Annotated in this window: 18 protein-coding genes, 1 tRNA gene and 1 pseudogene; 9 read left to right on the top strand and 11 right to left on the bottom strand. The window is 34.6% G+C overall.

Translation table 11 applies throughout. From position 1 onward, the window contains the following. Positions 1-201: 201 nt before the first annotated feature. On the bottom strand, positions 202-462 hold the full coding sequence (locus ACIQ0M_RS11215) for a GIY-YIG nuclease family protein (RefSeq protein WP_396152256.1): 261 nt from the start codon (positions 460-462) through the stop codon (positions 202-204). A 32-nt stretch (positions 463-494) separates the two neighbouring features. Then, positions 495-568, bottom strand: a tRNA-Met gene (locus tag ACIQ0M_RS11210). Between the two features lie 148 nt (positions 569-716). On the opposite strand from ACIQ0M_RS11210, the gene ACIQ0M_RS11205 reads away from it, so the two are divergent. Continuing rightward, the gene (locus ACIQ0M_RS11205; RefSeq protein WP_129464466.1) at positions 717-1109 is read left to right on the top strand and encodes an START-like domain-containing protein; all 393 of its coding nucleotides are present in this window, start codon (positions 717-719) and stop codon (positions 1107-1109) included. Positions 1110-1157: 48 nt separating this feature from the next. Continuing rightward, positions 1158-1994, top strand: coding sequence for an aminotransferase class IV (locus tag ACIQ0M_RS11200; protein WP_396152254.1), 837 nt, complete (start codon positions 1158-1160; stop codon positions 1992-1994). Here the strand turns inward: ACIQ0M_RS11200 and ACIQ0M_RS11195 are convergent. The 5 genes and pseudogenes from ACIQ0M_RS11195 to ACIQ0M_RS11175 all read right to left on the bottom strand — a co-directional run bounded on the left by ACIQ0M_RS11195 (position 1991) and on the right by ACIQ0M_RS11175 (position 6509). Then, a pseudogene (locus ACIQ0M_RS11195) lies at positions 1991-2551 on the bottom strand (YqgE/AlgH family protein). The gene ACIQ0M_RS11200 and the pseudogene ACIQ0M_RS11195 overlap by 4 nt on opposite strands. A gap of 119 nt (positions 2552-2670) precedes the next feature. After that, positions 2671-2943 (bottom strand): HU family DNA-binding protein, encoded by a 273-nt coding sequence (locus tag ACIQ0M_RS11190; protein WP_129464469.1) that lies wholly within the window; start codon positions 2941-2943, stop codon positions 2671-2673. Between the two features lie 179 nt (positions 2944-3122). Then, positions 3123-4070 carry a methionyl-tRNA formyltransferase gene (gene fmt, locus ACIQ0M_RS11185; RefSeq protein WP_396152252.1) on the bottom strand — a complete coding sequence of 316 codons (948 nt, stop codon included), beginning with the start codon at positions 4068-4070 and terminating at the stop codon, positions 3123-3125. A gap of 1 nt (position 4071) precedes the next feature. After that, on the bottom strand, positions 4072-5964 hold the full coding sequence (locus tag ACIQ0M_RS11180) for an ATP-dependent DNA helicase RecQ (protein WP_396152250.1): 1893 nt from the start codon (positions 5962-5964) through the stop codon (positions 4072-4074). A gap of 5 nt (positions 5965-5969) precedes the next feature. Further along, positions 5970-6509 carry an AAA family ATPase gene (locus ACIQ0M_RS11175; protein ID WP_396152247.1) on the bottom strand — a complete coding sequence of 180 codons (540 nt, stop codon included), beginning with the start codon at positions 6507-6509 and terminating at the stop codon, positions 5970-5972. A 223-nt stretch (positions 6510-6732) separates the two neighbouring features. Here ACIQ0M_RS11175 and ACIQ0M_RS11170 point away from each other — a divergent pair, with 223 nt between their 5' ends. From ACIQ0M_RS11170 to murA, 3 genes are read left to right on the top strand one after another with little or no spacing between them, the layout of a single operon-like run. Beyond that, positions 6733-7017 carry a DUF493 family protein gene (locus ACIQ0M_RS11170; protein WP_396152245.1) on the top strand — a complete coding sequence of 95 codons (285 nt, stop codon included), beginning with the start codon at positions 6733-6735 and terminating at the stop codon, positions 7015-7017. 12 nt (positions 7018-7029) lie between these two features. Further along, complete coding sequence (locus ACIQ0M_RS11165; protein WP_396152244.1) at positions 7030-7737, top strand: DUF4290 domain-containing protein; 708 nt, start codon at positions 7030-7032, stop codon at positions 7735-7737. 15 nt (positions 7738-7752) lie between these two features. Beyond that, on the top strand, positions 7753-9063 hold the full coding sequence (gene murA / locus ACIQ0M_RS11160; RefSeq protein ID WP_396152242.1) for a UDP-N-acetylglucosamine 1-carboxyvinyltransferase: 1311 nt from the start codon (positions 7753-7755) through the stop codon (positions 9061-9063). A 63-nt stretch (positions 9064-9126) separates the two neighbouring features. Here the strand turns inward: murA and ACIQ0M_RS11155 are convergent, their stop codons facing one another. Both ACIQ0M_RS11155 and aroQ read right to left on the bottom strand, forming a co-directional pair. After that, on the bottom strand, positions 9127-11604 hold the full coding sequence (locus ACIQ0M_RS11155; protein ID WP_396152240.1) for a DUF5686 and carboxypeptidase regulatory-like domain-containing protein: 2478 nt from the start codon (positions 11602-11604) through the stop codon (positions 9127-9129). Between the two features lie 53 nt (positions 11605-11657). After that, positions 11658-12074 carry a type II 3-dehydroquinate dehydratase gene (gene aroQ, locus ACIQ0M_RS11150; protein WP_396152238.1) on the bottom strand — a complete coding sequence of 139 codons (417 nt, stop codon included), beginning with the start codon at positions 12072-12074 and terminating at the stop codon, positions 11658-11660. A 131-nt stretch (positions 12075-12205) separates the two neighbouring features. Between aroQ and ACIQ0M_RS11145 the strand changes: the two genes are divergently transcribed. Together ACIQ0M_RS11145 and ACIQ0M_RS11140 are read left to right on the top strand one after the other, a co-directional pair. After that, entirely contained in the window at positions 12206-13849 is a 1644-nt protein-coding gene (locus ACIQ0M_RS11145; protein ID WP_396152236.1) for a M14 family metallopeptidase, read from the top strand. A 7-nt stretch (positions 13850-13856) separates the two neighbouring features. Further along, the gene (locus tag ACIQ0M_RS11140) at positions 13857-15611 is read left to right on the top strand and encodes a M14 family metallopeptidase (RefSeq protein ID WP_396152234.1); all 1755 of its coding nucleotides are present in this window, start codon (positions 13857-13859) and stop codon (positions 15609-15611) included. Between the two features lie 81 nt (positions 15612-15692). Here the strand turns inward: ACIQ0M_RS11140 and ACIQ0M_RS11135 are convergent, their stop codons facing one another. Then, complete coding sequence (locus ACIQ0M_RS11135) at positions 15693-16235, bottom strand: porin family protein (protein WP_396152232.1); 543 nt, start codon at positions 16233-16235, stop codon at positions 15693-15695. 276 nt (positions 16236-16511) lie between these two features. On the opposite strand from ACIQ0M_RS11135, the gene ACIQ0M_RS11130 reads away from it, so the two are divergent. Further along, a complete protein-coding gene (locus tag ACIQ0M_RS11130) occupies positions 16512-17000 on the top strand; it encodes an outer membrane beta-barrel protein (protein ID WP_396152230.1) in 489 nt (162 codons plus the stop codon). 75 nt (positions 17001-17075) lie between these two features. Further along, a complete protein-coding gene (gene xerD, locus ACIQ0M_RS11125; RefSeq protein ID WP_396152228.1) occupies positions 17076-17972 on the top strand; it encodes a site-specific tyrosine recombinase XerD in 897 nt (298 codons plus the stop codon). A 127-nt stretch (positions 17973-18099) separates the two neighbouring features. On the opposite strand, the gene rny is transcribed toward xerD, so the two are convergent. After that, positions 18100-19665, bottom strand: coding sequence for a ribonuclease Y (gene rny, locus ACIQ0M_RS11120; protein WP_396152226.1), 1566 nt, complete (start codon positions 19663-19665; stop codon positions 18100-18102). Between the last annotated feature and the right edge of the window lie 41 nt (positions 19666-19706).

Genomic DNA, 19706 nt, shown 5'->3' with positions numbered 1-19706 from the left:
GGATGAAGTAAAACCAACATAGGTTTTATCAAATTTTTCAGAATAAAGCATGTAAACAACAAATTCCATATAACAAGAAAGTCCCCAAGTGGGGACTTTAGTAGCGAGACCGAGATTTGAACTCGGGTCCGCCTAGGCGGATATGAATCCAACGCTTTAACCAACTTAGCTATTTAGAAAAAATTGTATAATCATTGAAAATTAATAGAAGAAGTTTTTGGATTTCAAGTTTTTAATGAAAGTTCTTCCATTTCCTGTTTTGAGCCATTTTTCACGATTCATAGCCTCAGTTTTAGAATTGTAAAATTCCAAATAGACTACTTTCCAAGGTCTGAATTTTAGAGTATAACCGGAAGTTGCCAAAAAGTTATGGCTTTTAAATCTTTCTATCAAGGATGAAGTAAAACCAACATAGGTTTTATCAAATTTTTCAGAATAAAGCATGTAAACAACAAATTCCATATAACAAGAAAGTCCCCAAGTGGGGACTTTAGTAGCGAGACCGAGATTTGAACTCGGGACCTTTGGGTTATGAATCCAACGCTCTAACCAACTGAGCTATCTCGCCAAATTCTCACAATACCTTGTCGGTAATGCGGGTGCAAATATATAAATAATAGTAAACCTTACAAACATAAAATAAGAAAATATTTTTATTTTAAAAAACGTTTTTTTTTTGAAGTAATAATCAATATATTGCCCCAAAAATAGTAAGAATGGATACAAAAGTACGCTACGAAATAGAGTTTCCTTTAAACTCGTCACCACAACTACTTTATCAATATATTTCTACACCTTCGGGTTTATCTGAGTGGTTTGCTGACAATGTAAATTCCAGAGGTGAATTTTTTACATTCATTTGGGATGATACATTAGAAAAAGCTCGTTTGGCTTCCAAAAAAACTAACGAAAGAATAAAATTTAAGTGGTTAGATGAGCAGGATAAAGACACTGATTATTTTTTTGAACTCAAAATCATGGAAGATGAAATCACCAAAGATGTCTCATTAGTCGTGGTTGATTTTGCTTATGAAGATGAGTTAAGCGAGTCCAAATTGTTATGGGAAAATCAAATATCTGATTTAAAGCATGTTATTGGTTCTGTTTAATTACATGGAATAAACGTATATTTGCCCTGTAAAATCAGGGCTTTTTTTATGGTTAATCTTAACGGAAATTTAGTGGAACAGGAGACAGTTTTAAGTCAAAACAGAGCTTTTCTGTATGGAGATGCGGTGTTTGAAACACTCAAAGTAGTGAATGGAAAAGTGCTCTTCATGGAAGACCATTATTTTCGATTAATGGCATCTATGCGAATTATTCGAATGCAAATTCCGATGAATTTTACGTTAGAAAATTTAGAGCAGTATATTTTAGAATTAGCCGATATGAATTCTTGCTCAGATTCTTGTAGAGTTCGCTTTACGGTTTATCGAAACGATGGTGGATTTTATTTGCCAACTGATAGAAATGTCTCTTTTCTAATTTCTACGACTACATTAGAAAGTAAATCATACATATTAAAAGAAGAACCGTATGAAGTTGAGTTGTTCAAAGATTTTTACATAACCAAACAATTACTTTCTACAATTAAATCGACTAACAAGTTAATCAATACCGTTGGAAGTATTTTTGCGGACGAGAACGGGTATCAAAATTGTTTGTTACTTAATGAAGAAAAAAATGTTGTGGAAGCGTTGAATGGTAATTTATTTATGATTTCAGGAAATCGTTTAGTTACACCGCCGCTTTCAGAGGGATGTTTAAACGGAATTATGCGTAAGCAGGTTTTAGCACTTGCAAAAAAAACAGTAGGTTTGGAAGTGATCGAAGAACCTATTTCACCATTTGATTTACAAAAAGCAGACGAGCTTTTTATTACCAATGTGATTCAAGGTATTCAACCTATCACAAAATACCGCAAAAAAGATTTTACTATATATTGGTCTAAAATTTTATTGGAAAAGATTAATCAGCTGGTGGAAATCAATTAATTTAACATTGGATTTTCAGGTGCATTTGACCATATTAAGTATTCTCCGCCCAATTCCATGATTTTTTCTTTCCAAAAATTGGAGGATGACTTTTGAAGAATCTTTTGCTTATAGCTGTTCTCAATTAAAATCCATGAATTGGAATTCATTTCTGTTTCCAGTTGATTCGCGTCCCAGCCTGTATATCCCAAAAAGAAACGAATAGAATCTTTATCAATTTCACCACTATTAATTAGGTCGCGGGTTTTTTCAAAATCGCCTCCCCAATAAATTCCGTTAGAAATTTCAACACTGTCCGGAATTAAATCCGGAATGCTGTGAATAAAATAAAGGTTATCTTGTTCAACTGGACCTCCATTATAGATAGTAAAGGATTATTCAATCTCGGGAACTAAATCCATTAAGGTGTAGTCTAGTGGTTTGTTTAAAATAAATCCAACCGATCCTTCGGTAGTATGATCTGCCAATAAAATAACAGAACGATTGAATGACAAATCACCCAAAATAGAAGGCTCTGCAATGAGTAAATGACCTTTTTTAAGTTTTTCTGAAATCATATCCTTGCAATTTTTAGTTAAATTTAACTAATTTATTTTAAAACAACCAAACTTTCGTACAAAAAGTATAAAAAAAAGTCTTCCGAATTGGAAGACTTTTCTTTATATCAAATCAATGTCTAGTTTACTGTACCTTCTAATTCTGCACCAGCTTTGAATTTAACAACATTCTTAGCAGCAATTTTGATAGTTTTTCCTGTTTGTGGATTTCTACCGTCTCTTGCAGCTCTTTTAGATACTGACCATGATCCGAAACCTACTAAAGAAACTCTTCCACCTTTTTTCAAAGTTTTACCTACGTTTCCTAAAAATGATTCTAAAGCTAATTTAGCAGCTGCTTTAGTGATACCTGCGTCTGCAGCAATAGCATCGATTAATTCTGATTTGTTCATAATAATAGTTATTAATTGTTGGTTAAACATAAAGTTAATTAAAACAAATTTAGTAGGATTTCCTTATTATACAAGTGTTTTCGTGAGTTTTCGTCATTTTTGTTGATAACTTGAGTTGTATTGTTGATAAAGCCGTGTTATTCGTCCGATATTTACTCTTTTTTGAGTGTTTTCAGTACTTAAAGAGCCATTGCAGATGCCGAAAATTTCATTCCATTGAGCAATTCCTGAGTTGACATTTTCTTTTTTCCCGGGAATTGTATGCTAAGGATATGAATAAAACCATCTGATACTGCTATCTTCATTTCTTTTTTGGTAGATATAACCGTTCCTTCAGCAAATGAATGAACTTCTTTTTCAAAAGTTGCTTCATAAATTTTTACATTCCATTCTTGTCCCTCGTCCAGGATAAGACACCATGCCACCGGATAAGGACTCAAACCTCGAATGAGATTAAAAATTTTCTCACCGGATTTTGTCCAATCAATTTTGCAATTGTCACGGTTAAGTTTATAAGCTGTTTTTATTTCAGGTGAATCAGTTTGTAATGTAGTTTGCACCGTTCCGTTTTCTATAGCTGCTAAAGTTTCTACCACGGTCTGACTTCCTAAAACCATCAGTCTGTCGTGCAATTGACCAACATTTTCTGTGGGTTCAATTGGCGTTTCGGCAGAGAGGATGATGGCTCCGGTATCAATTTTATCATCAATAAAAAAAGTAGTTACTCCGGTTGTGGTTTCACCATTAATAATAGCCCAGTTAATAGGAGCTGCTCCTCTGTAATTTGGTAGGAGGGAAGCATGTAAGTTGAAAGTACCCAATTTTGGCATTTTCCAAACTACTTCAGGTAACATTCGAAAAGCAACAACCACTTGACAGTTTGCATCAAGACTTTTTAATTCGCCTAAAAATGTTTCGTCTTTCAAATTAATAGGTTGGAGAATATTTAATCCTTTTTCTAATGCATAGTCTTTTACAGCAGAAGTATTTATTTTCTGACCTCTTCCTGCGGGTTTGTCGGGAGCTGTAATTACACCTAGTACAGTATAATTGTTCTTTAGTATTGTGTCTAAAATCCCAACCGCAAAATTCGGCGTTCCCATAAAAACAATGCGTAATTTTTCCATGCTAAGCTTTTATATATTTATTATTGGGAAGAATAATAATTTTTTCTTCGTCCAATAGTTCTTGTAAGGCAAAGATAAGTTCCTGTTCTTTACAATCCGTTATTTTCTCCAATTCGCGAGAGGAAAACGGTTTTTCAGCAATCAACTTTAAAATTAATTGATTAAGTTGAATCGTGTTCTTGTTTTTTTCTTTTTTAGAAATACAGTAAGAACAAATGCCACAATTAGATGTGTTTTTTTCGCCAAAATAGTTTACAATAAAACGACTTTTACAAATTTCATGATTGGTGACGTAGTGAAAAACTTCTTCGATTTGTTCCTTCTTTAAATCATTTTGCTTTTCTAAATATTTTGAAACGCGGTTGATCGTGCGTTCATCCTCTCTAACCTCATTAAAAGTTATAATTGCATCATTATTTTTAGAAATATAATCCACAATTCCTTTTTCTTTTAATCGATTTAAAACGGATTCAACCTGTTCTTCGGAACTGTTACTTTTTCTTGCAATGAGTGAAAGATTTACGGCAGTTTGGTAGTCATAAATACCGGGATACGTTCGCAAAAATGCTAAGATAATTTCTTCCTCCGAGGGATTCAAGCTAATGTATCGAATGACTTCCTTACTTTCAATAATAAATTGTAAATTAATTTTTTCTGAATATTCCTGAGTAAAGCTGATGATTCCCTGACGGTCTAAAAATTGTAGCCCGGCGTATGTTTTTATGATGGGAAACGAATAGTGTGAGCAGAAATGATTCAAATTAAATGAAAATTGCTCATTAATTCCTTCACCATAAGCAATCTGGAAATAGTTACACAATTTGATGTAAATGGTTTTTAGAAAATCTTTATCCGGTAAACCTGAAATAAATTGAGCCTTTGCAGCAACTACATCAGCCGGACCAATTAATAAAACAGCGTATGATTTTTCTCCGTTTCTCCCGGCTCGTCCGGCTTCCTGGTAATAATTTTCTATGTTTTCGGGAAGTTGAATATGGATAATAGTTTTTACGCTGGCTTTGTCAATTCCCATTCCGAAAGCATTGGTTGCCACCATCACTTGCACTTTTTCGGTCATCCAAAGTTCCATGTTTTTTGTCTTTTCTTTCATCGACAATCCACCATGATAAAAAGTAGCTTTAAACCCTAATTGTTGCAATTGATTACAAACATCATAACATGATTTTCGATTTCGCACATAGATAATAGACGATTCCGGATTTTTGCTCAAAATTTGCTCCATTTTGTGCAACTTGTCTTCGGTTTCAATCACCATATAAGCAATATTCTCTCTGGCAAATGATTTTTGAAAAACAGTAGGATTATCCAATTTCAGTTGCTCAATAATATCTTTTTTTACCCGTTCTGTTGCTGAGGCTGTTAATGCCAAAAATGGGACAGCGGGAAAAAAACTTTTTAATTGATTTATTTTTAAGTAAGACGGACGAAAATCATGTCCCCATTGCGAAACACAATGAGCTTCGTCAATAGCAATTAAATTCAGTGGGAGGTTTTTTATTTTCTCCAACACCCATTCCTGTTCTAAGCGTTCGGGTGAGAGGTATAGAAATTTGTAGTTTCCGTATAAACAATTGTCTAACAAGGTAATTGTTTCGTCGGTAGAAATTCCACCAGTGAGTGCCAATGCTTTAATGTCTCTTTTGGTTAGATTTTCTACTTGGTCTTTCATCAGAGCAATCAAAGGAGAAATAACCAAGCAAATTCCCTCTTTCATTAGACCGGGAACTTGAAAACAAATTGATTTTCCCCCACCTGTTGGCATTAATCCAAAGGTGTCGCATTCTGATAAAACGGAGTTGATGATTTCTTTTTGAGGCGAACGAAATTCATCGTATCCCCAATATTTTTTTAAAATTTCTTCGGCTTTTACCATTCTATTTATCCAGATATGGCCTCTAAGATAAAAATAATTCTGTTATCTACATGATCTAGTGGAACTTCTATCAGTTGATAGTTATATTTTTCATAGGTTTCTTTGAGATGATTGTAGATAAGTTTGGCTTGTTCAAAGTTTTCATAACGTTCTTCATCCGATTGATATATTTCTTCCCAAGGCGGTAAAAGAAATACTTTAGTGTACTTGTTATTTTTGCATTCTTCGTCAAAAAAAGACGGATAACTATCTCCGATATAATGCATATAAGCCAAAATATCCGGTATGCCGCGATCAAGAAAAATAAGGTTTTCAACGTGTTCTTTTGCTTGATAGAATTGTTTCCTTCTGCCCTCTAAAAGTAATTCGCTAAACAATAATGGTTTTTCCAGAAACAATTGTTCAAAACCTTGTTTTCGGGCATCGTTGATAATTTCTCTGGAGATTTCAGGAAGACAAGTGTACCCTTTTTCGAGTAGTCCGTTAATAATTGTTGTTTTTCCGGTTCCGGGACCACCGGTAATAACGATGAGTTCTTTATTCACATGTATTCAATAAGGGGGTAAATTTAGAAAATAACTCTGCTTGAAAACAAACTTTTGACTTTATTTTAAGTAGTTTTATTAGATTTTGTTCAGAAAATTTGGTTTCTAATTTTCAATCCTTGATGTATGAATGTTTTATGCAAGACCCTAAATCATCAAAATTCAAATTCAAATTTCTAAAATCTAAAATCAATACTGTATATTTGCCTATATTAAATTTGTTATGGATAAGAATACCGAAGAATTTTATGAAAGGTTGAAAGAAGAATTGCGAACTACTTCAAATTGGCCTTCCATTTACCTTTATAAATTTATTGTACCAACCGATACTACCAAAATAATTGCCGTAGAAGAAGCGTTCAACAACATGGGTGCCGTGATTAACACCGTACAATCTAAAACAGGAAAGTTTACCAGTGTTTCAGTAAATGTAAATATGGAAAGTCCCGAACACGTGGTTGAAAAATACCAGGAAGTTTCTACTATTGAAGGTATAATTTCGCTTTAAAAAAAGACTAAAATGACTCACAATGAAAAAGCACATGAAATTGTGCATGTTTTGGAATATAATGCCGAGCGACCTCATTTGATGATTCCCGAATATGGGCGTCATTTGCAAAAATTGATTGATCAGGCAACACTTATTGAAGATAAAGAAGAACGTAATAAAGCTGCTCGCTACATTATTAAAGTGATGGGAAGTTTGAATCCGCATTTGCGTGATGTATTGGATTTTCAACATAAACTTTGGGATCAATTATTTATTATGTCTGATTTTAAATTGGATGTTGACAGCCCTTATCCAATTCCTACCCGAGATGTCATTAATCTCAAACCGGAACGTTTGGATTATCCTCAAAAAAATCCAAAGTACCGTTTCTACGGAAATAACATCAAATACATGATTGATGTGGCTAACAGTTGGGAAGAAAGCGAGTTAAAATCAGCTTTAATCAAAGTGATTGCCAACCATATGAAAAAATCCTATTTAAGTTGGAACAAAGATACCGTTGACGACAAGGCAATTTTTGATCATCTGTATGAACTTTCCGGCGGAAGAATTGATTTGCACCAAAGTACTGAAGAATTGCTTAATACATCTGATTTGATGCGAACCAATAAAAAGGTTTCCAACAAAAATATGCCGGCCATTCAAAAGAACCCGATGATTAAAAAGAACAATAAAAACATAAAGGCAAAACCGTATAAAAATAACAATCAGAAATAATCGCTATCAACGAATATGGGAACATTCAAAATAGAAGGCGGGCATCGTCTTAAAGGAGAAATTCATCCGCAAGGAGCAAAAAATGAAGCTTTACAAATTTTATGTACTGTATTGCTAACACCCGAGAAAGTTACGATTAATAACATTCCGGATATTTTGGATGTCAATAAATTAATTACACTTTTAGGGAACTTAGGTGTGAAAATGCAAAAAAACGGACCGGGTTCCATTACATTCCAAGCCGATGAGGTGAATGTGGGTTATTTGGAAACAGAAGCCTTCAAAAAGGAAGGTGGTTCGTTACGCGGTTCGATTATGATTGTTGGTCCGCTTTTGGCTCGATTCGGCAGAGGATATATTCCAAAACCGGGAGGTGATAAAATTGGAAGAAGAAGATTGGATACTCATTTTGAAGGATTTATTAACCTTGGGGCAAAGTTCCGTTACAATAGAGAAGATCACTTTTATGGTGTTGAAATTGAAGGAAGACTAAAAGGAGCTTATATGCTTTTGGATGAAGCTTCTGTTACAGGAACGGCCAACATTGTTATGGCTTCTGTATTGGCTGAAGGGACAACAACCATTTACAATGCTGCTTGTGAACCTTATTTACAACAATTATGCGGTATGCTTAATTCGATGGGAGCAAAGATTACGGGAGTAGGTTCAAATTTATTAACCATTGAGGGCGTCGAAAGTCTAGGTGGTTGTACGCACCGAATTCTTCCGGATATGATTGAAATTGGAAGTTGGATAGGGTTAGCAGCCATGACACGTAGTGAAATTACAATCAAAAATGTAAGCTGGGAGAATTTAGGAGTTATTCCATCGGTATTTAGAAAATTAGGAATTACAATTGAGCGTCGAGGAGATGATATTTACATTCCGGAACACAAAGACGGTTATGAAATTAAAAAAGATATTGACGGTTCAATTTTAACGGTAGCTGATGCTCCTTGGCCAGGATTTACTCCTGACTTGTTGAGCATAGTTCTCGTGGTGGCAACACAAGCCAAAGGGGAGGTGCTAATTCATCAAAAAATGTTTGAAAGCCGTTTGTTCTTTGTGGATAAACTAATCGATATGGGAGCGAAAATCATTCTTTGTGATCCGCATCGTGCCATCGTAATCGGGCATAATTTTCAATCGCAATTGAAAGCAACAACGATGTCATCCCCTGATATTCGTGCCGGAATTTCGCTATTGATTGCGGCTTTGTCAGCAAAAGGAACAAGCACTATTCAAAACATAGAACAAATCGATCGTGGATATGAACGAATTGATGAACGTTTACGTGCCATTGGTGCAAATATTGTTCGAGTGTAACTTACCAAATAATATTTTTAAAAAAAAGAGCGAAGTATTTTGATTTTCTTCGCTCTTTTTCGTTTAATCAAAAATGCTTAACAGTTGTAAGCCAAACATAAATCCGTCGCCAACATATTGACTTCCGTTGTAGGAACGAACATAATCTAATCGGAGTAGTTTAAACTTTCCAAAACCTAATTTGTCTAATCCAACACTAAATTCCTGATACGGCTTTACATCGGGAATAGCCAATTGGTGATAGCCTATAATCAAAGTGGATTTTAATTTATTTAACAGCGGAATTTTATTCATGATAAAACCATCAAAATTGTGTTCAATGTGCGTTTCCATATAACTGTCGTTAGTGCTGCGAGAATAATAGGGTAGCAAATTAAAATTGTTTAAATAACGATTTTCTGCACTCACATTGATTTGATTTCCATTAAAATGACTGTAATCAACAAATGAAATCTCCTCGGCATTAAAAAACTTGCCTCCTTTTAAATTAATAGCAAATGTTCCTTTGTTGCCCAGCGATTTTTCATAGGAAATTCTTCCGGCAACAAAATCGTAATTGTAATTCGATTCATTCCCTGCAAACCCTTTTTCATATCCCAAAATAAGTGTTGGATAATCATTGTTCGCAATATTAATTTTTCCATCCGGTCTTGAGATGTATTTTTGACCAAAATTAATGCGTGTGTTCAAATTGAATTTCATCAAATTGTGTTTATCAATTCCGCCATTTACAAAATCAGTAGCATCAAGGGGATTATTGGATAGATATTCTTTATTGTTTTTTATCAAAACATAATCTGTGTTATTAAAAAGAGGTTTGCGTTCGGCATATTCTAGCGATGCACTGGCGAATAAACCATTAATAACCTCCTGACTATAACTGGCACTGACGTAGTTTTTTTCAAAAAGTTTCATGTAGTTTTCTTTGAAAAATAAGGAAGCCATTGAATTTAAAAATGGACTAATGGGCTGGTTTTGATTAAATTGAACGACCTGACTTCCTCCGGAGAAGTTTAAAAAACTGTTGGTTTTAGCATCAAGCCTTGACGAAAAATAACCGGTAACGCGGAGTTTTTCTTCAGCAAATCCATAGTTAAATCGTGTGCCAAAAGTCGTATATTTTCTATCGTCGTCATTTCGTTTTGTATAAGACAAATCAGTAGAAAGATTCCAACCCTGAACGGTGTTGAAATGAGGCATTTTTAGAAATCCGCTGTAGTTTAAACGCCAATTTTTTTCGGAATTTTGATAACTGTAACCTGTTAGTATTTTGTCAATTTTAAAGCGATTGTTTTTTCGGTCAATCGAATCCAAATATGGTTTTGATTTTCTCACTAACTGAATACTGTCTTTTCGAATGTAATCTGAATTTTCTTCTTCTGTCAATGGAACGGGACGCATCACATTCCAATAGGTGGAATCTTTTTTATTGGCATTTTCTTCAAAACTCAATACTTCTTTTGAAAAGGTCTTTTTATCAAAATCTTGTTTGAAATTGTAATTACTGTAAACATGCGTAAATTTTCCGGTAAATTTTATACCAAATGCACCGGCTTCAAATTCTAAACTTTGTGAATTTTTTGCCCAAATCTGATTAGTTTCGTTATAACTAAAATTTTGTTTGAGCTTCATGACATCCAAAAATTCTTCCTTCATGCGGTATCCTTTAATGTCTAAATCAATGCCATAAATTGCCCAACTGTCTTCAATAATGTAGATGTAACCTTCAAAAACGGGTTCGGTATCTCTTCTGGGAATTACTTTGATTTTGTTGATGAGGTTATTTCTTTCATCATAGAAAGTTCCATCTAAACTGTATTTATAATAGCCAAAAGCATTTTCCGCAATGGGCGAAATCATACTAATACTGAATTGAATAGTGTTGTCATAAAAATCATAAATCGTTGCCCTAGCAGTATTGTAGCTAAAGCCGTTGTCTCTACCGCTGATTTTAGAAGCAATTATTTTTTCGTTGAGATTATCCGGTTTTTCAAAAATAATCTTTGAAACGGTTTCAGATAAATATAAAATTCCGGTTCCGGTTGAATCTAATGCTCCATCAAAATCGCCAATTTCTTGTCCGAGTATTTTTTTAGGTGCATTTTTCAATCTGAAAATTCCTCTAGAATAAAAATCAGCTGTAAAACGAGCTGTTTTCATACTGTTTTGCTTACGATTGGCAATGGCATTTCTGATTATTCCGTTGGCAGGATTTTCAGTGGAACTCAACACTACTTCTTGTAGATTGTAATTTTCTTCCTTTAATCGAACATCAAAATAATGTGGAAATTGATTAATTTGTAGAATGTGCTTTTGCGTTTTATAACCTAAATATTGATAGATAACCGCAACTTGCTCTCTGTTTTGAATATTCAATTCATATTGTCCTTTTTCGTTGGAAGTTGTTCCGATATAGGTGTTTTCAATATAAATATTTACAAAAGGAAGGGGCAATCCACCCTCATCTGTAACAGTACCTCTAATTTGTGAAAAAGAATAAAATGAGGACAAACAGCTCAACAAAAGGAATAGTTTTTTCATGTAGTTTTATTGGTATAGACGTTTTTTTAAAGTGATTGGTTGTATGCGATTAATTAAATTAAGAAAGATTGTAAAGCTAATTCATAACTTTGTAAACCAAATCCAACAATAATTCCCTTTGCATTAGCAGCAATGTGAGAATGATGTCTGAACTCTTCCCGAGCAAAAGTGTTGGAAATGTGCACTTCAACCACAGGCGTTTGAATGGCTTTTACAGCATCGCCAATTCCAACGGAAGTGTGAGTGTAAGCTGCGGCATTCAGTATAATTCCTTCAAAAGAAAATCCGGCTTCTTGGATTTTGGATATTAATTCACCTTCTATATTGCTCTGAAAATAAGAAAGTTCAATGTCTGTATATTTCTTTTGTAAGGCGGCAAAATATATTTCAAACGATTGGTTACCATAGACATCAGGTTCTCGTTTTCCCAGTAAATTCAGATTAGGACCATTGATGATGATGATTTTCATTTTGTATGATTTTTAGTAAAATTATCAAAAAAAGTATTGCTTCATTCTTTGCCAAACAAAGATTAGATTAAAATTAACATTTTACTCGGTTTGAAACAACTATTTTTATGCTTCTAACTAAACTCTTTTTTATGAGAAAACATTTACTTCTCTTTTTTATCTTGATGTTTGGCTTTTTACAAGCTCAGGACGATTACCTTACTTATGAAAATCTATCCAAAAGGCTCAAAGAATTTGAGTCTAAAAGTAAATCCTGTTCCTTAAAATCCATCGGTAAAAGCATTGGAGGAAAAGACATTTGGCTTGTGACACTATCGTCATCCGAAAAGCCAAAACCTGCACTTTTGATTACCGCAGGAATTGACGGAAAACACCAAGCCGGAACACAAATTACTTTGAAATTGATAGACCAATTGCTAAACGATGCAAGCCTTTCAAAATTGTTAGCAGAAAAAACTTTGTATTTTGTACCGTCAGTAAATCCGGATGCGATGGAAGCTTATTTCAATAAATTGAAATTTGAAAGAAGCGGAAATGCTACCAAAACAGATGATGACCGCGATGGGAAAATTGGTGAAGATGGTTTTGAAGATTTGAATCAAGATGGTTTTATCACACATGTTCGAATAGAAGACGTTACAGGAAATTACATTGAAAGTCCCGATGATGCTCGAATTTTAATCAAAGCCGATCCGTCTAAAAATCAAGTAGGCAAATATAGATTGTTATCGGAAGGAATTGATAACGATAAAGACGGCAAATTCAACGAAGATGCTTCTGAAGGTGTAAATATCGATAAAAATTTCACTTTTGATCATGCTGTTTTTGAAAAAGGTTCAGGTGTTTATGTGGCTTCAGAACCTGAAACCAGAGCTTTGTTGGATTTTTTATACCTCAATCAGAACATTTTTGGCGTGCTTACATTCGGAATGAATAATAATTTATCTGAAGCTCCAAAATTTGACAGTAAATCAGCCGGAAGTAGAATAATAAAAGGTTGGTTGGAAAATGATGTAAAAGCAGCTGAACACGTTTCAAAATTATATACCGAAAAAGCAGCGATAAAAGACGGACCCAAATTGCCAATGACTAAAGGTAATTTTGCTCAAACAGCCTATTACCATGCCGGAAAATTTAGTTTTTCAACGCCCGGATGGTGGATGGAAAAAGAAGAAGTAAAGAAAGATTCCACCGAGGCAAAAACTGAAAAACCTAAAAAAGGAGAAAAATCAGAGGTAAACCCGGAAATTGAATTTTTAAAATGGGCAGAAAGAAATCAGTTAAACAATGTATTTGTGAATTGGACAACAATAAAACATCCCGATTTTCCAAATCAAAAAGCTGAAGTTGGCGGATTTGTTCCGTATGGTATGAATAATCCTCCGACAAAATTCTTGGATGATTCCGTTTCAAAACACAAACTTTTTTTAGAGGAATTAATGAATGCCATGCCAAAAATTGAAACGTCAATTCCTTTGGTGGAAAAGTTAGATAACAACTTATTCCGCATCACTATTAAAGTGGTCAACAAAGGAATGTTGCCAACTTATGCTGAAATTGGCGATAAAGTCCGTTTTGTTTCCCGTATGAAAACCGAGATTAAGTTAAGTGGTAATCAGAAAATGGTTTCCGGAAGAAAGTATTTTTTGCGAAATGCTCTCCAACCGGATGAATCGGAGGAATATTCATGGTTAGTTTCCGGGTCAGGAACGGCTACGATTTCGACAGGCTGTGCAACAACGGGAATCAAAGAAATTAAGGTTGAATTGAAATAAGATACACATGAAAAAATATATACTGACTTCCATTTTATGTTTGTTAATGGCAAGTATAAATGCTCAAAAAAATGATATTGCTCCACAAGATTTAAACGGAATGCGTGCAATTGGTTCACCGGCCAATCCAAAAGTGCGAATGTCTTGGGACCGTTATCATGATTATGCTCAAATTACACAGTTTGGTAAAGATTTGGTGAAAGCTTATCCCAATTTGGTAAAAATGGAATCCATCGAAAAATCTTTTGAAGGTAGAGATATTTGGGTTTTGACGGTGTCTGATTTTAAAACAGATAAAATAGAAAACAAACCCGGTTTTTATATTGATGGCGGTATACATGCCAACGAATTACAAGGTGTTGAAATTTCAATGTACACCGCTTGGTATTTGGCAGAAAGTTTTCAGACGGTCAAATTCATCAATACTTTGCTAAAGGAAAAAGTATTTTACATTGCTTTGACTATTAGTCCGGATGCACGTGAAAATTTTATTCATAAAGAAAACACGGCCAATTCTTCCCGTTCAGGAATGCGTCCTTTTGATAACGATGGTGATGGTTTAGTGAATGAAGATAAGTATAACGATTTAGACGGCGACGGAAATATTGTGATGATGCGAAGAAAATCAAAAACTGGCCGTTATAAAATTGATCCTAAATATCCTAGCAGAATGTATCAAGTGCGTGGCGATGAAATGGGTGAATATGAACTATTGGGTTACGAAGGACTTGATGCAGACGGAGACGGATTGGTAAACGAAGACCAATTGGGCACTTATGATCCTAATCGCGATTGGGGCTGGAACTGGCAACCGGATTACGTGCAACGTGGAGCTCTTTTTTATCCGGGAACTTTGCCGGAAACACGAGCCGTGAAAAATTTCATTGTCAATCATCCCAATATTGCCGGTGCACAAAGTTATCATAATTACGGTGGGATGTTTCTGCGTGGTCCCGGTGCAGCCGAGGATGATCCGTTGTTTAGCAGACAAGATATTGAAGTGTACGATAACATTGGTAAACTGGGAGAGAAAATTATTCCGGGTTATAATTATTTTGTATTGCACAAAGATTTATACACGGTTTATGGTGGTGAAATTGATTTTCTTTCGTTAACACGTGGCATTTTTACGTTTAGTAATGAGTTGATGACTTCCTATAAATTATTTAATCAAAAAATTGCAGGTAGCCGATGGGATAACGATGAATTTAATGAATTTGATAAATATTTGTTATTTGGCGATGGTTATGTAGAATGGAAACCGTTCAATCATCCACAGTTTGGAGAAATTGAAATAGGAGGAGCCAAGAAGAATTATATCCGAAATCACCCCGGTTTTATGTTGCAGGAAGATGCTCATCGGAATATGGCTTTTACATTATATCACGCCTATCAAACACCAAAACTTGAAATTTTAGATGTTAAAACAGAAAAACTTTCCGGAGGATTAACCGCAGTAACAGCTACTATCATGAATACTCGAATCATCCCAACCCATTCGTCTATTGATGTGAAAAACAAAATTGAGCGACCGGACTACATATCTATAAAAGGAGCCAATGTTGTGGCCGGAATGACCGTTGAAAATGAAGACTTGAATTTGTTTACCGAGCAAAAACACAGTCCACAAACTATTGAAATCGATAATATACGTGGTATGGGAAGCGTGAAAGTTCGTTGGATTGTTTCAGGTAACGCAAACGGAGCAACCGTTGAGGTTTCCAGTGCCAAAGGTGGTTTTGTGTCTGATAAAGTAAAATAGAAAAAAATTAACCATATAAGTCATGTAAGTTTAGAGTGTCTGAAAACTTATATGACTTATATGGTTTAAAATTTTTATTGGTTAGAATCGATAACCCAGTGAAACCTGAATCACTCTGTTTTTCACTTCAGCATCTTTAGAAGCTTCTGTTAAACCAACAACATACCTGGCCTGAGCGAAGATATTGTCTGTTATGTTTAAACCTATACCGCCGACCGCCGCAAAATCGAACGATTCTGATTCAAATTGATCGCCGACATTATCATCAATTAAAAAGGAAAATTGCGGACCGGCTTCTACACTCAATCTATTCGAAATCAAGTAGAATTTTGCTAAAACAGGAACAGTTACATAGTTAAAGTTGATGTCATCCACTGCCTCACTGTTCAATTTGGCTCCTTGTGAAGAATACAATAATTCGGGTTGTAGTGAAAAGTTTTCAAAAACTTTCAATTCCAACAAAGCACCAAAATGAAAACTAGTATAGGTCTCTAAACCTTCTAATCCATCTCCTTCTAAACTGGCAAAATTGGCTCCGGCTTTTACACCAAACTTAAGCATTTGAGCGTTTGATTGCGATAATCCTAAAACCAAAAACGCAAAAATTAAAATTAGCTTTTTCATGTTTTAATTATTTAGTTGTTTCATTGCTAAAACAAATTTACTACATTTTTATTGTTTAACGAATCGTTAAAAACAATAAACTATTGTTGATAAAGTTGTTAATAACTGTAAAAGAGCCAATAATTACTTACAAAAATAGTTTAAAATTTTGTAGCATAACTTTAAAACAAGTAAAACATGAAAAAAATTATTTTAACAGTTGCAGCAGTATTCGCTTTCGGATTTGCTAACGCACAATAAGCAACAACTACTGATGGTGGTTTTGCTAAAGGAGATTTGTTTTTAACAGGTTCTTTTGGAATTTCTTCTGAAAAAACTGGTGATGACAAATCAAACTCATTTACAGTAGCTCCTAGCTTAGGTTATTTTGTTAGTGATAAGATCGCTATTGGAGGAAGAATTTTGTATACTTCTGACAAAGCAGAATCTGGAAACGTAGATACTCAAGATTTAACAACTCTTGGTATAGCTGGTTTTGCAAGATATTACTGGACTCCAGCAAATAAATTTTCAATTTTTGGAGAAGCTGAAGTTGCTTACGTAAGTGCTGAAAATAATTTAACAGACGTAAAAGGTAATGGTTTTGGTTTAGGCCTTGCTCCTGGTGTTAGTTATTTCCTTTCAAGTAACTTCGCTATCGAAGCTTCTTGGGGATTGGTAGGTTACAATACTTTTGAAGTTGATGGTGCTCAAGACAGCACAAATACTTTCAATTTTGGTTTAGATTTATCAGATTTAAGATTTGGTCTTATCTACAAATTCTAATTTTTAGAAAATATAATTTTAAACCACGCCTTGTGCGTGGTTTTTTTATTCCATCAAATTGTCGAACTTTGGAACATGAATTGGCAAACGTATATCAAAAGTTTTCAATCGTATTTAAAAATTGAACGAGGTTTATCAAAAAACACAATTGATAACTATTCGTTTGACTTATTTCGTTTGACACAATTTTTGGATGAAAATGCGATTCTTAAAAATCCAATTACTATTGGCGAAGAAGAAATTCAACAATTTATTTATGCGGTTTCCAAAGAAGTTAATCCACGATCACAAGCCCGCATTATTTCCGGTTTAAAAAGTTTTTTTTCCTATCTAATTTTTGAAGATTACCGTACTGATAATCCAATGGAATTAATCGAAACCCCAAAAATTGGCAGAAAATTACCCGATACGCTTTCCGTTCAAGACATTGATGCCTTGATTGCGGCTATCGATTTATCAAAAGACGAGGGAGAACGCAACAAAGCGATGCTGGAGACCTTATACGGTTGTGGATTCCGTGTTTCCGAATTAATCACCCTCAAAATCTCCGACTTGTTTTTTGAAGAAGGTTTTATCAAAATCACCGGAAAAGGCAACAAACAACGTTTTGTTCCCATTGGAAGTACTACACAGAAGTTTATTGAGTTGTATAAAAATCATGTCCGCACACATTTAAACATTCAAAAAGGACACGAAGACACGCTATTCCTTAACCGAAGAGGAAAGCAGCTTACCAGAGCGATGATTTTTACAATTATAAAAGATTTAGCGGTTAAGATTAATTTAAACAAAGCGATAAGTCCGCACACATTTCGTCATTCCTTTGCTACGCATTTGTTAGAAAACGGTGCCGATTTGCGTTCCATTCAATTAATGTTGGGACACGAATCGATTACTACTACCGAGGTGTATGTGCATTTAGATCGAAAACATTTAACGCAAATTGTGAATCGATTTCACCCTAGGAAGTAGCTACGGTTGTGGGTTGTCTGTTTTGGCACTTTATTTATAAAAAAAATGACTCACATTTCTGCAAGTCATTTCAATAAAATTTGTCTTTTATCTTTCTAAACGGAAATTAGATAATCAATAATGATAATTATTTTGCGATATTCACCGCTCTCGTTTCGCGAATTACTGTAATCTTCACTTGTCCCGGATACGTCATTTCCGTTTGAATTTTTTGAGAAACTTCAAAGGAAAGTTTTGCGGCCTGTTCATCAGAAACTTTTTCACTTTCTACAATCACACGTAATTCACGTCCGGCTTGAATGGCATATGCACTTTTCACACCATTAAATCCAAAAGCAATCGCTTCTAAATCTTTCAAACGTTGAATGTAAGAATCCAATACTTGACGTCTTGCTCCCGGTCTTGCACCAGAAATAGCATCACACACTTGAATAATTGGAGAAATCAAATATTTCATTTCAATTTCATCATGATGGGCTCCAATGGCGTTGCAAACTTCTTCTTTTTCACCGTATTTTTCAGCCCATTGCATACCTAATATTGCGTGAGGTAATTCGCTTTCTGTGTCAGGCACTTTACCAATATCGTGTAAAAGTCCGGCACGTTTGGCTAATTTTACGTTTAATCCTAGTTCAGCCGCCATGATTCCACACAATTTGGCTACTTCTCTTGAGTGTTGTAATAAGTTCTGTCCGTAAGAAGAACGATATTTCATTCTACCCACCACTTTAATTAATTCAGGATGTAAACCGTGAATTCCTAAATCGATAACAGTTCGCTTACCCACTTCAATGATTTCGTCATCAATTTGTTTCGTCGTTTTAGCAACCACTTCTTCAATTCTTGCAGGGTGAATGCGACCATCGGTAACTAATTTATGTAACGCCAATCGAGCAATTTCTCTTCTAACCGGGTCAAAACAAGAAAGAATAATTGCTTCCGGAGTATCATCTACAATAATTTCAACACCGGTTGCGGCTTCTAAGGCACGGATATTTCTTCCTTCACGACCAATGATTCTACCTTTCACATCATCCGATTCAATGTTGAAAACAGAAACGCAATTTTCTACTGCTTCTTCCGTTCCTACTCGTTGAATCGTGTTGATAATAACTTTTTTGGCTTCTTGCTGAGCAGTTAATTTAGCTTCTTCAAGCGTATCTTGAATATGAGCCATAGCTTTCGTTTTAGCTTCAGCTTTTAAACTTTCTACTAATTGTTCTTTGGCTTCTTCGGCAGATAAACCGGATATAACTTCTAATTGTTCAACTTGACTTTTATGTAGTTTTTCAACTTCAATTTGTTTTTTGTCAAGTACTTCAAGTTTATTATTATAATCTGCAATTTTCGCATCAAAATCATCCGCTGATTTTTTAGCTTTTGCTAATTCACTGGATACTTGTGATTCTTTGTCACGCACTCTTTTTTCAACTTCAGCAATTTTTTTGTCTTTCGATAAAATTTCTTTTTCGTGTTCCGATTTTAATTCTAAAAACTTTTCTTTAGCTTGAAGTAATTTGTCTTTCTTAATGTTTTCTGCCTCTACTTTTGCATCTTTTAGGATGGAAGCGGCTTCTTTTTTTGCATTTTTTATAAGGTTGGAAACGTTGCTTTTTTCAATGACTTTTGCTATTGCAAAACCCGCTGCAAGACCAACAATTCCGGCGATAATAAGTAGTAATGTACTGTCCATTTGTTTGTGTAAGGTTTATATATAAAAAAAGCCTACATTAG

Source organism: Flavobacterium sp. (genome assembly GCF_044339515.1).
In the GTDB taxonomy this organism is placed as follows: domain Bacteria; phylum Bacteroidota; class Bacteroidia; order Flavobacteriales; family Flavobacteriaceae; genus Flavobacterium.
Note: the sequence above shows the minus strand (reverse complement) of the source record. Positions and strands in the feature narration are given on the sequence as shown.

What these genes read in the sequence shown, in the direction of transcription:
- ACIQ0M_RS11215 (WP_396152256.1), bottom strand. Translation starts at nt 462, where the DNA reads ATGGAATTTGTTGTTTACATGCTTTATTCTGAAAAATTTGATAAAACC.
- ACIQ0M_RS11205 (WP_129464466.1), top strand. Translation starts at nt 717, where the DNA reads ATGGATACAAAAGTACGCTACGAAATAGAGTTTCCTTTAAACTCGTCA.
- ACIQ0M_RS11200 (WP_396152254.1), top strand. Translation starts at nt 1,158, where the DNA reads ATGGTTAATCTTAACGGAAATTTAGTGGAACAGGAGACAGTTTTAAGT.
- ACIQ0M_RS11190 (WP_129464469.1), bottom strand. Translation starts at nt 2,943, where the DNA reads ATGAACAAATCAGAATTAATCGATGCTATTGCTGCAGACGCAGGTATC.
- fmt (WP_396152252.1), bottom strand. Translation starts at nt 4,070, where the DNA reads ATGGAAAAATTACGCATTGTTTTTATGGGAACGCCGAATTTTGCGGTT.
- ACIQ0M_RS11180 (WP_396152250.1), bottom strand. Translation starts at nt 5,964, where the DNA reads ATGGTAAAAGCCGAAGAAATTTTAAAAAAATATTGGGGATACGATGAA.
- ACIQ0M_RS11170 (WP_396152245.1), top strand. Translation starts at nt 6,733, where the DNA reads ATGGATAAGAATACCGAAGAATTTTATGAAAGGTTGAAAGAAGAATTG.
- ACIQ0M_RS11165 (WP_396152244.1), top strand. Translation starts at nt 7,030, where the DNA reads ATGACTCACAATGAAAAAGCACATGAAATTGTGCATGTTTTGGAATAT.
- murA (WP_396152242.1), top strand. Translation starts at nt 7,753, where the DNA reads ATGGGAACATTCAAAATAGAAGGCGGGCATCGTCTTAAAGGAGAAATT.
- ACIQ0M_RS11155 (WP_396152240.1), bottom strand. Translation starts at nt 11,604, where the DNA reads ATGAAAAAACTATTCCTTTTGTTGAGCTGTTTGTCCTCATTTTATTCT.
- aroQ (WP_396152238.1), bottom strand. Translation starts at nt 12,074, where the DNA reads ATGAAAATCATCATCATCAATGGTCCTAATCTGAATTTACTGGGAAAA.
- ACIQ0M_RS11145 (WP_396152236.1), top strand. Translation starts at nt 12,206, where the DNA reads ATGAGAAAACATTTACTTCTCTTTTTTATCTTGATGTTTGGCTTTTTA.
- ACIQ0M_RS11140 (WP_396152234.1), top strand. Translation starts at nt 13,857, where the DNA reads ATGAAAAAATATATACTGACTTCCATTTTATGTTTGTTAATGGCAAGT.
- ACIQ0M_RS11135 (WP_396152232.1), bottom strand. Translation starts at nt 16,235, where the DNA reads ATGAAAAAGCTAATTTTAATTTTTGCGTTTTTGGTTTTAGGATTATCG.
- xerD (WP_396152228.1), top strand. Translation starts at nt 17,076, where the DNA reads ATGAATTGGCAAACGTATATCAAAAGTTTTCAATCGTATTTAAAAATT.
- rny (WP_396152226.1), bottom strand. Translation starts at nt 19,665, where the DNA reads ATGGACAGTACATTACTACTTATTATCGCCGGAATTGTTGGTCTTGCA.